We start from the raw sequence: 14741 nt of genomic DNA on the forward strand, positions 1-14741 counted from the left end.
TATCGCGTTTCGTCGTCCGGCGTCGGCTGCGAGGCATCCGCTTGACCTTGACGTTACGTCAAGTTCTACGGTGGAGCCACGACGATCCGCCGTTCACGGGAGGAGGCATGGCATGGACTGGTCGATCCAGGAGATCGCGAAGCTCGCCGGCACGACGAGCCGCACGCTGCGGCACTACGACGACCTCGGCCTGCTGCCGCCGAGCCGCATCGGCGGCAACGGCTACCGCTACTACGACCGAGCGGCGCTCGTGCGGCTGCAGCGCATCCTGCTGCTGCGCGAGCTCGGCCTCGGGCTGCCGGCGATCGCCGACGTGCTCGCCGGGCAGACCGTCGAGGCCCGCGCCCTCGAGGGGCACCTCGCGTGGCTCCGGCACGAACAGGTCCGGCTGGCGCGCCAGGTCGCATCGGTCGAACGGACCATCGAGGCATTGGAGGGAGGTGAGGAGATCATGGCGAAGGACATGCTGGACGGCTTCGACCACACGCAGTACCGCGAGGAGGTCGAGGAGCGTTGGGGCCGTGACGCGTACGCCGCGGGCGACCGTTGGTGGCGCGGCATGGGCGACGACGAGCGCGCCGCGTGGAAGGAGCGCAGCGCTGCACTCGGTCGCGACTGGAACGCGGCCGCAGAGTCGGGCGTCGCGCCGGACTCCGCGGAGGCGCAGGCGCTCGCGAAGCGTCACGTCGAGTGGCTGACGGGCATCCCCGGCACGCCGGCGGGCACGCCCGGCGGCGACGTCAAGGCGTACGTGCTGGGCCTCGGCGAGATGTACGTCGCCGACCCGCGCTTCGCGGCCAACTACGGCGGCGAGCGGGGTGCGACGTTCGTGCGGGATGCGCTGGCGGTGTTCGCCGAGGCGAACCTGTAGGCGCACGCGCGCCCGCCCGGCGCTCGTGCTCCAAGTGAGGTCTCTGCGCGTGAGGCCGTTCTCGGACTTCGCTCACGCGCCGAAACCTCACTTGGAGCGGGCGAGCGACCCGGGACGGCGCGTCAGGCCTGCGCGGGCGTGGCGCCCGTGGCGGGGCGCGGGATGTCCCGGTCCCGCGCCCCGCGGCGGACCGCACGTGCGTCGCGCGCCGCGCCGGCGGCCGAACGCCGAACCGCGAAGAGCGGGATCGTCCACCCGCAGAGCGGGCCGATGAGCAGCGCGAACGCGAGCGTGCCGACGCCGACGTTGCCGCCGAGGAGGAACCCGGTGACGAGCACGGTCAGCTCGATGCCGGTGCGGACGATCCAGATCCTCCAGCCGGTGCGGCGGTGCAGGCCCGTCATGAGCCCGTCGCGCGGGCCGGGGCCGAAGTGGGCGCCGATGTAGAGGCCGGTGGCCGCGGCGAGCACGACGATGCCGCCGAAGAGCATGACGATCCGGAGCCAGAGGTCGAGGCCGGTCGGGATCATCCAGAGCGAGAGGTCGGCGAACGGGCCGACGAGCAGGGCGTTCATGAGGGTGCCGAATCCGGGCTTCTGCCGGATCGGGATCCACAGCAGCAGCACGATACCGCTCGTGATGACCGTGATGAGGCCGAAGCCGAGGCCGGTCTGCTTGGCGATGCCCTGCGTGAGCACGTCCCACGGGGCGACGCCGAGCTCGCCGCGCACGATGAGCGCGATGCCGAGCCCGTAGAGGTACAGGCCGACGACGAGCTGCACGAGGCGGCGCCCGAACACGGGCGCGGAGTCGGTGGTGCGGGGGAGTCGGAACGGCATGATGGCAATCCAATCTTCCAATTGGCCTTTCGGCAAGAAGCCAATTCGCCTAAAGTGGCCCGCACCATGGAAGCCAACCTCAGCGCCCGCGCCCTCGAGACCCTGCTCGGCGCCTGGCGCGGCGACGGCGGCAGCGCCTACCGGGCGCTCGCCGACCGCATCCGCCTCCTGATCCTCGACGGCCGGATCCCCGTCGACACCAGGCTGCCCGCCGAGCGCGACCTCGCCGAGCGGCTCGGGCTCAGTCGCACGACCGTGACAGCCGCCTACCGCGAACTGCGCGAGCAGCGGATGCTCCGCAGCATCCGCGGTTCGGGGAGCGTCGCCCGACTGCCCGGCGCACCCGCCGTCCTCCCCGTGCCGCCTGCGGCCGACTACATCGATTTCTCCAAGGCCGCGCTGCCGGCCCTGCCGTGGCTGGCGGACGTCGCGCGCGACGCGGTCGAGGACCTCCCCGCGCACCTCGGCGACTCCGGCTTCGACCCGATCGGCATCCCGCAGCTGCGCGAGGCGATCGCCGAGCGCTACACCGCCCGCGGGCTGCCGACCGACCCCGAGCAGGTCATGGTCACGCTCGGCGCGCAGCACGCCATCGCGCTGCTCTCCCGCGCTCTCGTCGGTCGCGGCGACCGCGCGCTCATCGAGGCACCGACCTACCCGCACGCGTACGAGGCGCTCCGCGCCGCGGGCGCTCGGCTCGTCACGGTCGCGACGTCGCCGCGCGACGGCGGCCCCGACGGGTTCGGCGCGGGCGACGAGGCGGGCGACCTCGTGCGCGCGATGGGCCACGCGAACCCCGTCGCGGCCTACCTCATGCCCGACTTCCACAATCCGACCGGGCGATCGCTCGGCGCCGAGTCGCGCGAGCGCGTACTCGACGCGGCCGCGCGCCAGGGCACGGTGGTCATCGCCGACGAGACGACCGCCGAGCTCGACATCGATCGCGGGCTCGCGCTCCACCCTCTCGCCGCGTACGGCCCGGCCGTCATGGTCGGCTCGGTCGGCAAGACCGTCTGGGGCGGCATCCGCGTCGGCTGGATCCGGGCCGATCGGCCCCTCATCCGCCGACTGCTCGCGGTCCGCTCGCCGGGCGACCTCGGCACGCCGATCCTCGAGCAGCTCATCGTCGCGCGGTTGCTCGCGCGCATGGACGACATCCTCGACCTGCGTCGGGAGCAGCTCCGCGCCGGCCGCGACCACCTCGAGCGACGGCTCGCCGACGCCTTCCCCGGCTGGCACGTGCCGCATGTCGACGGCGGCATCGCGACGTGGGTCGGCCTCGGCGCACCCGTCAGCTCGCAGCTCGCGCTCGCGGCCCGCACGCAGGGGCTCATCGTCGCCGCCGGCCCGCGCTTCGGCATCGACGGCGCCTTCGAACGCTTCCTGCGCCTGCCCATCTGCTACGACGCCGAGTCGACGGATGCCGCGGTGCAGGCGCTCGCGCGCGCGTGGGGCTCGCTCGCCCGCACGCCCGTCCCCGACCAGAGCGTGCTCGCCGCGGTCGTGTAGGTCGGGGCGAACGTTCACCCCTCGGCAACACGGGGTTCGCCGGGTGCGTCCAGAGTGAGCCGCGTCCCGTGTCTCCAGACCGAAGGTGATCCATGCTCTCCACCCGACCCCGCCTCCGGCGCGCCGCAGCGCCGATCCTCGTGGGCGCCATCGCCGCGGGCTGCCTCGCCGCGGCCCCTGCGACCGCGCTGCCCGTCCGCACCGCCGTCGTCGACGCGCCCCTCGAGGTCGCCACCGGCGACGCGGCGCTCACCCTCTCCCCCGTCGGCACCTACGAGACCGGGGTGTTCGACGAGTCGGCCGCCGAGATCGTCGCCGCGTACGACGGCCGGCTCTACGTCGTGAACGCCCAGGCGGGGCTCGTCGAGGTGCTCGACGTGAAGAAGCCGTCGAAGCCGAAGAAGCTCGGTGAAGTGGTGAGCGACGGCATCGCCAACTCGGTCGCGATCCGCGCCGACGGCCTCGGCGTCGTCGCGGTCGAGGATGCCGACGACAAGACGGCCCCGGGCCGCGTCGTCTTCTTCGACGCCACAAAGAAGAAGCCCCGCGTGCTCGGCTCGGTCGAGGTCGGCTCCCTGCCCGACATGGTCGCGATCTCGGAGGACGGCACCCGCGCGGTGGTCGCGAACGAGGGCGAGCCGACCGACGACTTCTCGACCGACCCCGAGGGCTCGGTCGCGGTGATCGATCTGCCCGCCACCGTGTCGGCCGCGACCCAGGACGAGGTCCGCACCGCGGACTTCCACGAGTTCGAGGAGGGCGGCTCGAAGCCGCTGCCCGAGGACGTGCGCGTCTTCGGCCCGGCCCCCGAAGCGGACCTGCCGGTCTCGCGCAACCTCGAGCCCGAGTACGTCGCCGTCGACGGCGACACCGCGTACGTCGCCCTGCAGGAGGCGAACGCGTTCGCCGTGGTCGACCTCGACTCGGCCACCGTCGAGGAGATCCGGCCGCTCGGGTTCGTCGATCACTCCGAAGCCGGACACGGCATCGACGCGTCGGACCGCGATCCCCAGGACGCGCCGACGTTCACCGTCCGCACGTTCGAGGGCCTGAAGGGCATGTACCTGCCCGACGGCCTCGTCGCGTACCAGGCGGCCGGCGAGACCTACCTGGTCTCGGCGAACGAGGGCGACGCACGCGAGTGGGGCGACTACGTCGAGCCGGCTCGAGTGAAGGACCTCGGCGACGACGGCCTCGCGCCCGTCTGCGAGACGAGCCCCGCCGCGGCGCTCACGGGTGACGCCGACCTCGGGCGCCTCAACGTCTCGACCGCGATGGGACTCAGCGCGGACGGTTCCTGCTACGAGGAGCTCTACGCGTTCGGCTCGCGGTCGTTCTCGATCTGGACGACGGGCGGCGAGCAGGTGTTCGACTCCGGCGAGGACTTCGAGCGCATCACGCACGAGGCCGCTCCCGAGTTCTTCAACTCCAACCACGGCGAGTCGAACCTCGAGGGTCGCAGCGAGGACAAGGGACCGGAGCCCGAGAGCCTCGCGATCGGCGAGGTCGACGGACGCACGTACGCGTTCATCGGCTTCGAGCGCGTCGGCGGCGTCATCGTCTACGACATCACCGACCCGGCGGCATCCACGTTCGTGGCCTACCTCAACAACCGCGACTTCTCGGTCTCGGTGGAGGACGACGGCGTCGAGCGGCTCTCGGAGGCCGGCGACCTCGGCCCGGAGGGGCTGACCTTCATCCCCGCCGAGACGAGTCCGACCGGTGCGCCGATGCTCGCGGTCGCGAACGAGGTCTCGGGCACCACGACGCTGTACGAGATCGACGCGATCTCGTAGTCGACGCGCGGCAGGCGCCCAGCAGGAGATGACGGGGCGGTGGGACGAGGTCCCACCGCCCCGTCGGGTCGCGACCCCCGGGCGCGACCGTCCGTGCCGCGGCCCGATCGTGCGGCACGGGGGATCGAGGGGCGGCCGAGCCGCCGACGGTGGACCCGGCGCCGGTAGGGCGGCGCCGGGCCGTCACCGGATCAGCGGCGCAGCGCGAACCGCCGCACGCCGACGAGCACGCCGCCCGTCAGCAGCAGGAACAGCGCCAGCCGCTGCCAGAACCCGGCGTCGACGCCCGTCGAGGCGAGCGAGCCCGAGCCGTTCGCGATGGCCGTGGTGCCCATCGCGGCGACCGTCGAGGCCGAGCCGTTCGAGCCCGAGCCCGAGCCGTCACCCGGCGTGGTCGGGTCGGTCGGGTCGGTCGGGTCGGTCGGGTCAGACGGGTCGGTCGGGTCCGTCGGGTCCGTCGGGTCGACGGGGTCGGTCGGGTCGGTCGGGTCCGTCGGGCCGCCGGGCGTCACGACCGTGGTCGAGCCCTCCGAGTGGGAGTCGCCGATGACCGAGACGGCGTTGCCGCCGATCGTGATCGGCAGGGAGAGGTCGGGCAGGATCTGGGTGCCGCCGAGGATCGAGTCCTCGCCGGTGGTCCAGGCGTCCGTTCCCGAGCCGGTGCCGGTCGTCACCACGGTGGTGGCGTCCTCCGAGAGGGAGTCGCCGATGACGGAGACGGCATTGCCGCCGATGGTGATCGGCGCGTCAACGCCGATCAGCGCCTGCGTGCCGCCGAGGATCGAGTCCTCGCCGGACGTCCAGGCGCTGCCCGAGTCATCCGTGCCCGACCCGGTCGTGACCACGGTCGTGGCGTCCTCCGAGTGGGAGTCCCCGATCACCGAGACGGCGTTGCCGCCGATGGTGACGGGTGCCTCGACGTCGACGATGCCCTGGGTGCCGCCGAGGATGGAGTCCTCGCCGGACGTCCAGGCGTCGCCCGAGCCGGAATCCGATTCGGACCCGGTCGTGACCACGGTCGTGGCGTCCTCCGAGTGGGAGCCGCCGATGACCGACACGGCGTTGCCGCCGATCGTGACGGGCGCCGACACGTCGACGATCGCCTGGCTCCCCGAGCCGATGCCGTCCTCGCCCGAGGTCACGGCGACGGGCTCCGAGGAGGCCTCGTCGTCCGTCACGACCGCGGTCGTGGCATCCGTCGACTCGGAATCGCCGATGACCGACAGCGCGTTGCCGGCGATCGTGACGGGCAGGTCGATCGAGATCCCCACCTGCGTGCCGGAGAGGAGGCCGTCCTCCCCGGAGGATTCGGTGGCGTGCGCTACACCGGCGCCGAGGAGCATGAGCCCCCCGGTGAAGAGGGCCGCGGTGAGCGCCCTCGAGACGTACTTCTGCATGGTGAATGCTCCTGACTGATTGGGTGTGATTCCGCTCGCGGGCGCGAGCGGCGACCGTGTCCGCCTGCGATGAGGCGGAGCGGCACCCGTCAGTCAGGGGTGGTGTCGGTCTCGAAGACCGGCGACGACGGCAGTGCGTCGTCGACCGCGGAGAGCACGAGCGACGCGAGCGCGTCGAGTTCGATGGCGCCGAGCCCCGCGTCGGAGCCTGAGGCGGTTCCGGAACCGGAACCTGAGGCGCTGCTGCCGCCTGCGGGCGCGCCCGACCCGAGCGGCGCCTCGGCGCCGCGGGGAGCGTTCGAGGGCGCGAGCGTGCCGCCGGAGGCCGCGGGCGGTCCGACGTCGAAGGCGGTGACGGATGCTGCTGCCCCCACGTCGTCGGACGTGATCGACGCTGAACCGGGTGGCCCGCCCTCGGCGGGGACTTGCCCCGCCGTGGCATCCGATGCCGGGTCGCCGAGTCCACCGGGTGGCGCGACCACCACAGGCTCGTCGGCGTCGCCCGGAAGCGGCCGCGACGGCAGGAGCCCGTCGTCGGGGAGCGGCCCGAGGTCGCCGACCACCACGTCGAGCGTGTCGTCGACGGTGCCGACGACCGGACCGAGCACGCCGCCCAGCGCGTCGTCGCCGACGACGGCGCCGAGCAGGGGCAGCGATCCGACGACGCCGTCGAGCGTGTCGACGAGCGGGGTCGTGATCGTGCCGACCGGGGCGTCGCTCGCGGCGTCCGAGACGAGCGAACCGGCCTCCGACACGACCTCCACGACGGTGTCGTCGACGGCGTCGACCGTGCCGCCGACGGCGGGCACGAGCGATTCGACCGGCTCGGCCACCTGCTCGACGACCGGCGCGACCGGCGCCGGCGCGGCATCCGTCACGCTGTTCGACACGGTGTCGACCGTCGCCACGACGGGCTCGAGCACGGGCTCGACCACCTGCTCGACGACCCCGTCGACCGTCTCGTCGACCACGCCGACGACCGAGCCCACGGTGCCGAGCAGGCCGTTCGGCCGTTCGTCGGCGGAGGCGCTCGACGGCGACGCGACGAGGCTGACGACGACCCAGGCGGCGGCGAGGCCGGTGCCGAGCAGGAGGGCGCGCACGAGCGGAACCGTGCGGTCCACCGCGGCCGTTCGCATCCGCACCCCCAGGCGTCTCGGACAGGCGTCGTGGTTCGGACCATACCCCGGATGGGGGTCAAGGGTCCACACCTCGCCCGGCGCGCTTCACAGGTTCCCGTTATCCGGACGCCCCCGTCCGCTGCGAGAATCGAACCCATGTCCCTCCTCGCCAGGCTCAGCATGCGCAACCGCGCCCTCATCGCGCTCGTCACCGTCGTCGTCGCGATCTTCGGCGGCATCGCGCTGAACGGGCTGAAGCAGGAGCTGGCGCCGTCGATCCAGCTGCCGCAGCTGTCGATCATCACCGCGTACCCGGGCGCCTCGCCCGATGTCGTCAATGCGGATGTCTCGACCCCGATCGAGACGGCGATCCAGGGCATCACCGGGCTCGAGTCCACGTCGACCACGAGCTCGACCGGCGTCTCGCGCGTCGTCGCGAGCTTCACGTTCGGCACCGACCTCGCCTTCGCCGAGCAGAAGCTGCTGTCGTCGGTGAACCGCATCGCGCCGACCCTGCCGGAGGACGTCGATCCGCAGGTCGTCGCGTTCAGCTTCGACGACCTGCCCGTGATGGCGGTCGCCGTGACGGGCGCCGAGGACGTGTCGACGCTCTCCGACGAGATCCGGCGCACGACGCTCCCCGAGCTGCGCGACATCGACGGCGTCAGCGATGCCGCCCTCGTGGGCGACCGCGGCCAGCGGGTCGTGATCACGCCGGATGTCGCCGAGCTCGCGACCTACGGCTTGACGACCCAGGCGATCCGCGACGCGCTGCAGCAGAACGGCGTGCTCCTGCCCGCCGGGCAGATCACCGAAGGCGACTCCACGTTCGCCGTGCAGGCCGGGACGCGTCTCGGCAGCGTCGAGGATCTCAGCGCACTCCCGCTCATCGGCGGAACCGAGCAGCAGCCGGTGCCCGACGGGACGCTCCCGGACGGCACGCTGCCGGGTGGCACGCTCCCCGACGGCACGCTGCCCGACGGGACCGGGACGGACACGGGCGCCGACGGCACCGAGACGGGCACCGACGGCACGGGCGCGCTCCCCGGAGCGGACGGCACGACCGCCACGGTCGCCGTGCCCGTCGCGCTGACGATCGGCGACGTGGCATCCGTCGAGCTCACCCAGAACCCCGAGACGAGCATCTCGCGCGTGAACGGCGAGCCCGCGCTCGCGATCTCCATCACGAAGCTGCCGTCGGCGAACACCGTCGAGGTCTCGAACGCGGTCGCCGCCGCGCTCCCCGACCTGCAGGCCTCGCTCGACACGACCAACCCGGGCACCGAGTTCACCGTGGTCTTCGACCAGGCGCCGTACATCGAGAAGTCGATCGAGTCGCTCGCCGTCGAGGGCATGCTCGGCCTCGTCTTCGCCGTGCTCGTGATCCTGGTGTTCCTGATGTCGGTGCGCGCGACGCTCGTCACCGCGATCTCGATCCCGACGTCGGTGCTCATCACGCTGATCGGGCTGCAGGCCGCCGACTACACGCTGAACATCCTGACCCTCGGCGCGCTCACGATCTCGATCGGACGCGTCGTCGACGACTCGATCGTCGTCATCGAGAACATCAAGCGGCACCTCGTCGCGGGCGTCGACAAGGCGTCGACGATCGTGCACGCCGTGCGCGAGGTCGCCGGCGCCATCACGGCGTCGACGATCACGACGGTCGCGGTGTTCCTGCCGATCGCGCTCGTCGAGGGCGTCACGGGCGAGCTGTTCCGTCCGTTCTCGCTGACGGTGACGATCGCGCTGCTCGCGTCGCTCCTCGTCTCGCTCACGATCGTGCCGGTGCTCGCCTACTGGTTCCTGAAGCCGGCGAAGCCGCGCAAGGGCCAGACCGAGGCCGATGCCGCGGCCGAGGCCGCCTTCGTCGACGAGGTGCAGGTCGCGCCCGAACCGGCGCGCGCCGCCGCCGCACCCGCGGCGCCCGTCGCCGCCGCGCCGTCCACGCTCTCGAGCGACGACGTCTGGCTTGCGCCCGAGCTGCGCGACGCGGACGGGTCGACCGGGCTCGGGTCGACGGCGACCGCGACCGCCGCGCCCGCCGCGCCCGTCGCCGTCGCGGCGGCGCCGTCCGCTCCTCCCACCGGCTCCACGCCGCCGCAGGACGAGCTCGAGCACCCCTCGCGACTGCAGAAGGGCTTCCTGCCGATCCTCTCGTGGACCCTGAAGCACTCCGCCGTGACGATCATCGTCGCCGTGCTCATCCTGGGCGGCACCGTCGCGCTGGCGCCGTTCATGAAGACGAACTTCCTCGGCGACAGCGGGCAGAACACGTTCCGCGTCACGCAGGAGCTCCCCGTGGGCTCGAGCCTCGAGTACATGGCGGCCGCATCCGAGCCCGTCGAGGAGGCGATCCGCGGCGTCGAGGGCGTCGAGACGGTGCAGACCTCGATCGGCAACTCGACCGGCGGCGGCGCGCTCGCCGCGTTCGGCGGCGGCGGGAACACCGTCGCCTACAACGTCACGACCGACGACGACGCCGACCAGGTCGCCCTCCAGGAGGAGGTCCGGGCGGAGCTCGCCGACCTCGAGGACGCCGGCGAGATCACGCTCGCCGCGCAGAGCGGCTTCGGCGCCTCGAACGACATCGAGGTCGACATCACGGCGGCGAACGATGAGGACCTCCGCGCAGCGACCGACGCGGTCGTCGAGGAGCTCTCGGGCCTCGACTCGCTGACGCAGGTCACGTCGAACCTGGAGTCCTCGCAGCCGTACGTGGCGATCGAGGTCGACCGCGCCGCGGCCGCCGAGGCCGGCTACTCCGAGGTCGCGCTCGGCACCGTCGTGTCGGCGGCCATGCAGCCGCAGTCGGCGGGATCGATCGTGATCGACGAGCAGACCCTGACGATCTACCTCGCCTCCGACGAGCCGCCGACCTCGCTCGACGGGCTGCGGGCGCTCGAGGTGCCCACGCCGACCGGCACGGTGCGCCTCGACGAACTCGCCACGGTCGAAGAGGTCGAGGGGCCGTCATCCGTCACGACCGTGCAGGGCCTGCGCAGCGCGACCGTGGCCGCGACGCCCGCCGGTGACGACCTCGGCACCGCGAGCGCCGAGGTGCAGACCGCGGTCGCGGCCGTCGACCTGCCCGAGGGCACGTCGGCCTCGCTCGGCGGCGTCACCGCCGACCAGCAGGAGTCGTTCTCGCAGCTCGGGCTCGCGCTCCTCGCCGCGATCCTCATCGTCTACGTCGTCATGGTCGCCACGTTCCGCTCGCTGCTGCAGCCGCTGCTGCTGCTCGTGTCGGTGCCGTTCGCGGCGACGGGCGCCATCCTGCTGCAGGTCGTCACCGGGATCCCGCTCGGCGTCGCCTCGCTCGTCGGCGTGCTCATGCTCGTCGGCATCGTCGTCACGAACGCGATCGTGCTCATCGACCTCGTGAACCAGTACCGCGACCGCGGCATGACCGTGCGCGATGCGCTGCTGCACGGCGCCTCCCGCCGACTCCGGCCGATCCTCATGACGGCGCTCGCGACGATCTTCGCGCTGCTGCCGCTCGCGCTCGGCATCACGGGCAGCGGCGGATTCATCTCGCAGCCGCTCGCGCTCGTCGTGATCGGCGGTCTCCTGTCGTCGACCGTGCTGACGCTGCTCGTGCTGCCCTCGCTCTACGACCTCGTCGAGGGCGGGCGCGAGCGTCGGCGCGAGAAGCGCGCCGCGAAACGTGCGGCGGCGGAGGAATCGGGCCTCGCGCCCGCGATGGCGGGGGCGGCACCGGCGGTCGTCGCGGAGCCGGAGCCCGAGGTCGACGCGGAGAGCCGCCCGGACGTCGATGCCGGGTCGGACGCCGGTTCGGAGGTCGACGCCGGGTCGGACACGGACGCCGAAACCGGCTCGGACGCCAGCGCCGGCTCGGACACCGGCACCGCTTCCTCGGTCACGGACTCCGACTCCGACTCCGACCCGGGCGCGGGCCGCGACGACGACCCCGACGCCGACGACCCCGACGCCGACGCCGGCCAGAAGCCCCTCAGCTGACGGGCCGGTCCGGCGTCGCCGGCTCGAGCCGCACGATGACCGCCTTCGACACGGGCGTGTTGCTCTCCTCGGCGGCGCTCGCGAGCGGCACCAGCACGTTGGCCTCCGGGAAGTACGCGGCCGCGCAGCCGCGCGCCGTCGGGTAGGCGACGACGCGCTGGTTCGGCAGGCGCCGGTCGGGCTCGCCCGGCCACTCGCTCACGACGTCGACGCGCTGGCCATCGGCGAGGCCGAGCTCGGCGAGGTCGTCGGGGTGCACGAACACCACGTCCCGCCCCTTGCGGATGCCGCGGTACCGGTCGTTCAGGCTGTAGATCGTCGTGTTGAACTGGTCGTGCGAGCGGAGCGTCTGCAGGATGAGCCGGCCCTCCGGTCGCTCGAGGTGCTCGAGCTCGTTGACGGTGATCATCGCCCGGCCGGTCGGGGTGTCGAAGCGGCGCTCGTCGCGCGGGCCGTTCGGCAGGACGAACCCGCCCTTCCGCCGCACGTCGTCGTTGAACGACTCGAACCCGGGCACGACGCGCGCGATGCGGTCGCGGATCAGGTCGTAGTCGCGCTCGAACGCACGCCACGGGATGTCGTGGCGGTCGCCGAGCGTCGCTTCGGCGAGCCGGCAGACCATCGCGACCTCCGAGAGCAGCCCGTCGGCGACGGGAGGGATGGCGCCGTGGCTCGCGTGCACGGCGCACACGCTGTCCTCGACCGACACGAACTGGGGCCGGCCGTCCTGGAGGTCGATCTCCGTCCGGCCGAGGGTCGGCAGGATGATCGCCTCCTCGCCCGTGACGACGTGCGATCGGTTGAGCTTCGTCGAGACCTGCACCGTGAGCTTCGCGCCGCGCATGGCCCGCTCCGCGGCATCCGTGTCGGAGATCGCGCCGACGAAGTTGCCGCCCATCGCGACGAACACGTCGATGTCGCCGCGCTGGAGGCCCAGCACGGTCTGCAGCGAGTCGGCGCCGCGCTCGCGCGGCACGGGGAAGTCGAACTCGGCCTCGAGCGCCGCGAGGAACCGCTCGGGCATCATCTCCCAGATGCCCATCGTGCGGTCGCCCTGCACGTTGCTGTGGCCGCGGACGGGCGACGCGCCCGCGCCCGGCTTCCCGATGTTGCCGCGCAGCAGCAGGAGGTTCACGATCTCGCGGATGGTCGCGACGGCCTTCCGCTGCTGGGTGAGGCCCATGGCCCACGTGATGATCACGCGGTCGGCGGCGAGGTAGTCGGCCGCCAGCGCGTCGATCTCGTCGACCGCGAGCCCGGTCGCCGCCGCGACGGCCGCCTCGTCGAGGTCGGCGAGGTGCGCCCGGAATGCCTCGAGCCCCATCGTGTGCCGATCGAGGAAGTCGTGGTCGAGCACCGTGCCGGGCGCAGCGTCCTCGGCGTCGAGCACGCGCCTCGAGACCGCCTGCAGCAGCGCCATGTCGCCGCCCGAGCGGACCTGCAGGAAGCGGTCGGCGATCGCCGTGCCCTTCCCGAGGAGGCCGCGGACCTTCTGCGGGTTCTTGTAGCGGATGAGTCCGGCCTCGGGCAGCACGTTGACGCTCACCACGCGCCCGCCCGCACGCTTGGTCTCCTCGAGCGCGGTGAGCATGCGCGGATGGTTCGTGCCCGGGTTCTGGCCCATGACGATGACGAGGTCGGCCTTCGCGAAGTCGTCGTAGTGAACCGTCGACTTGCCGACGCCGATCGTGGAGAGCAGGGCCGTGCCGGTCGACTCGTGGCACATGTTCGAGCAGTCGGGGAGGTTGTTCGTGCCGAGCGCGCGCACGAACAGCTGGTACAGGAACGCGGTCTCGTTCGCCGTGCGGCCGCTCGTGTAGAACGCGGCGCGGTCGGGGGAGTCGAGTGCGTTGAGGCGGTCGGCGATGATCCGGAACGCGTCGTCCCACGAGATCGGCTCGTAGTGGTCGGACCCGGCGGGCTTGTGCACGGGCTCGACGAGCCGGCCCTGCTGGCCGAGCCAGTACTCGTCACGCCCCTGCAGCGACGTGAGCGAGTGCTCGCGCCAGAACTCGCGGGGCACGGTGACCGGGGTCGCCTCCCAGGTCGTCGCCTTCATGCCGTTCTCGCAGAACTCGAGCACGTTGCGGTGGCTCGGGTCGGGCCACGCGCAGCTCATGCAGTCGAACCCGTCCTGCTGGTTGATGGCGAGCGCGAGCCGTGCGGTGCGCGAGAGGCCCATGCGCGCGAGCGCGGGCTCCATGGAGTGCAGGATGCCGGGCACGCCGACGGCCCAGTCCTTGGGATGCCCGACCTCGAGGTCGGGGTACGGCTCGGTCGTGCGACCGTCGGCACGGTCCGCCATCAGCTCGCCTCCGCCCGCTGCGGTGCGGCGGTCGCGTAGGCCCCAGCATCGGATGCCGCGGGGGCATCGTATGGCGCGGCGATGCGCTCCTCGCCTGCATAGACGACCATCGAGTCGCCGCGCAGGAACCCCACGAGGGTGAGGCCGGATGCCGCGGCGTGCTCGACCGCGAGCGACGACGGTGCCGACACGGCCGCGAGCACCGGGATGCCGGCCATCGTCGCCTTCTGCGCGAGCTCGAAGCTCGCGCGACCCGAGACCTGGAGGACGGTGCCGCGGAGCGGCAGCAGCCCCTCGCGTGCCGCCCAGCCGATCACCTTGTCGACGGCGTTGTGGCGCCCCACGTCCTCGCGCAGCACGAGCAGCTCGCCCGTGCGGCCGTCGAAGAGGGCAGCCGCGTGCAGGCCGCCCGTGCGCTCGAAGATCGCCTGCCCGGCGCGGAGCCGGTCGGGGAAGCCGGCGAGCCGGGCCGGGTCGAGGCGGAGGTCGTCGCCGGCGACGTCGTACGCCGACCGCGTCCGGACGGCGTCGATGCTGGCCTTGCCGCAGACGCCGCACGAACTCGTCACGGTGAAGTTTCGCTCGGTCGAGGCATCCGGTGCCGGTACCCCCGGAGCGAGACCCACGTCGAGCACGTTGTAGGTGTTCTCGCCCGGCGTGCCGCAGTGGATGGCGGCGGCGACCTGGTCGCCGCGCGAGACGACGCCCTCGGAGACGAGGAAGCCCGTGGCGAGGTCGACATCGTGCCCGGGGGTGCGCATCGTGACGGCGAGCCGTCGCCCGCCGACCCGGATCTCGAGCGGTTCCTCGACCGCGAGGTGGTCGTCGCGGCGTGAGGTCGAACCGCCGACCGTGATCCGTGTGACCCGCGTCCTCGCGGTGATCCTGCCCATGCTCCCTGCCTATCACGAGCCGCGCGGGG

The 14741-nt window shown here is 72.7% G+C and carries 9 protein-coding genes; 4 read left to right on the top strand and 5 right to left on the bottom strand.

What is annotated here, in order from left to right; translation table 11 throughout:
- The first annotated feature begins 112 nt into the window (after positions 1–112).
- Positions 113–871 carry a MerR family transcriptional regulator gene (locus tag GJ743_RS04325; protein WP_155050710.1) on the top strand — a complete coding sequence of 253 codons (759 nt, stop codon included), beginning with the start codon at positions 113–115 and terminating at the stop codon, positions 869–871.
- Positions 872–993: 122 nt separating this feature from the next.
- On the opposite strand, the gene yczE is transcribed toward GJ743_RS04325, so the two are convergent.
- Positions 994–1710 (bottom strand): membrane protein YczE, encoded by a 717-nt coding sequence (gene yczE, locus GJ743_RS04330; protein WP_230386466.1) that lies wholly within the window; start codon positions 1708–1710, stop codon positions 994–996.
- A gap of 66 nt (positions 1711–1776) precedes the next feature.
- On the opposite strand from yczE, the gene yczR reads away from it, so the two are divergent.
- Together yczR and GJ743_RS04340 are read left to right on the top strand one after the other, a co-directional pair.
- On the top strand, positions 1777–3219 hold the full coding sequence (gene yczR / locus GJ743_RS04335) for a MocR-like transcription factor YczR (protein ID WP_155050711.1): 1443 nt from the start codon (positions 1777–1779) through the stop codon (positions 3217–3219).
- 92 nt (positions 3220–3311) lie between these two features.
- On the top strand, positions 3312–5015 hold the full coding sequence (locus GJ743_RS04340; protein ID WP_155050712.1) for a choice-of-anchor I family protein: 1704 nt from the start codon (positions 3312–3314) through the stop codon (positions 5013–5015).
- A gap of 191 nt (positions 5016–5206) precedes the next feature.
- Here the strand turns inward: GJ743_RS04340 and GJ743_RS04345 are convergent, their stop codons facing one another.
- Positions 5207–6412: a chaplin family protein gene (locus tag GJ743_RS04345; protein WP_155050713.1), complete on the bottom strand. Its 1206-nt coding sequence runs from the start codon at positions 6410–6412 to the stop codon at positions 5207–5209.
- An 89-nt stretch (positions 6413–6501) separates the two neighbouring features.
- A complete protein-coding gene (locus tag GJ743_RS04350; RefSeq protein ID WP_155050714.1) occupies positions 6502–7557 on the bottom strand; it encodes a hypothetical protein in 1056 nt (351 codons plus the stop codon).
- 132 nt (positions 7558–7689) lie between these two features.
- Between GJ743_RS04350 and GJ743_RS04355 the strand changes: the two genes are divergently transcribed.
- Positions 7690–11514: an efflux RND transporter permease subunit gene (locus GJ743_RS04355; RefSeq protein ID WP_196216915.1), complete on the top strand. Its 3825-nt coding sequence runs from the start codon at positions 7690–7692 to the stop codon at positions 11512–11514.
- On the opposite strand, the gene GJ743_RS04360 is transcribed toward GJ743_RS04355, so the two are convergent.
- Both GJ743_RS04360 and fdhD read right to left on the bottom strand, forming a co-directional pair.
- Positions 11507–13819, bottom strand: coding sequence for an FdhF/YdeP family oxidoreductase (locus GJ743_RS04360; RefSeq protein ID WP_155050715.1), 2313 nt, complete (start codon positions 13817–13819; stop codon positions 11507–11509). The two genes, GJ743_RS04355 and GJ743_RS04360, sit on opposite strands and share 8 nt — an antisense overlap.
- Complete coding sequence (fdhD, locus tag GJ743_RS04365; RefSeq protein WP_155050716.1) at positions 13819–14712, bottom strand: formate dehydrogenase accessory sulfurtransferase FdhD; 894 nt, start codon at positions 14710–14712, stop codon at positions 13819–13821. The genes GJ743_RS04360 and fdhD overlap by 1 nt, the downstream gene beginning before the upstream one ends.
- Positions 14713–14741 lie beyond the last annotated feature (29 nt).

Source organism: Agromyces bracchium (assembly GCF_009709675.1).
GTDB lineage: Bacteria > Actinomycetota > Actinomycetes > Actinomycetales > Microbacteriaceae > Agromyces > Agromyces bracchium.

Coding starts and splice junctions, on each gene's coding strand:
- yczR (WP_155050711.1), top strand. CDS start 1,777: ATGGAAGCCAACCTCAGCGCCCGCGCCCTCGAGACCCTGCTCGGCGCC.
- GJ743_RS04355 (WP_196216915.1), top strand. CDS start 7,690: ATGTCCCTCCTCGCCAGGCTCAGCATGCGCAACCGCGCCCTCATCGCG.
- yczE (WP_230386466.1), bottom strand. CDS start 1,710: ATGCCGTTCCGACTCCCCCGCACCACCGACTCCGCGCCCGTGTTCGGG.
- GJ743_RS04345 (WP_155050713.1), bottom strand. CDS start 6,412: ATGCAGAAGTACGTCTCGAGGGCGCTCACCGCGGCCCTCTTCACCGGG.
- fdhD (WP_155050716.1), bottom strand. CDS start 14,712: ATGGGCAGGATCACCGCGAGGACGCGGGTCACACGGATCACGGTCGGC.
- GJ743_RS04340 (WP_155050712.1), top strand. CDS start 3,312: ATGCTCTCCACCCGACCCCGCCTCCGGCGCGCCGCAGCGCCGATCCTC.
- GJ743_RS04325 (WP_155050710.1), top strand. CDS start 113: ATGGACTGGTCGATCCAGGAGATCGCGAAGCTCGCCGGCACGACGAGC.
- GJ743_RS04360 (WP_155050715.1), bottom strand. CDS start 13,819: ATGGCGGACCGTGCCGACGGTCGCACGACCGAGCCGTACCCCGACCTC.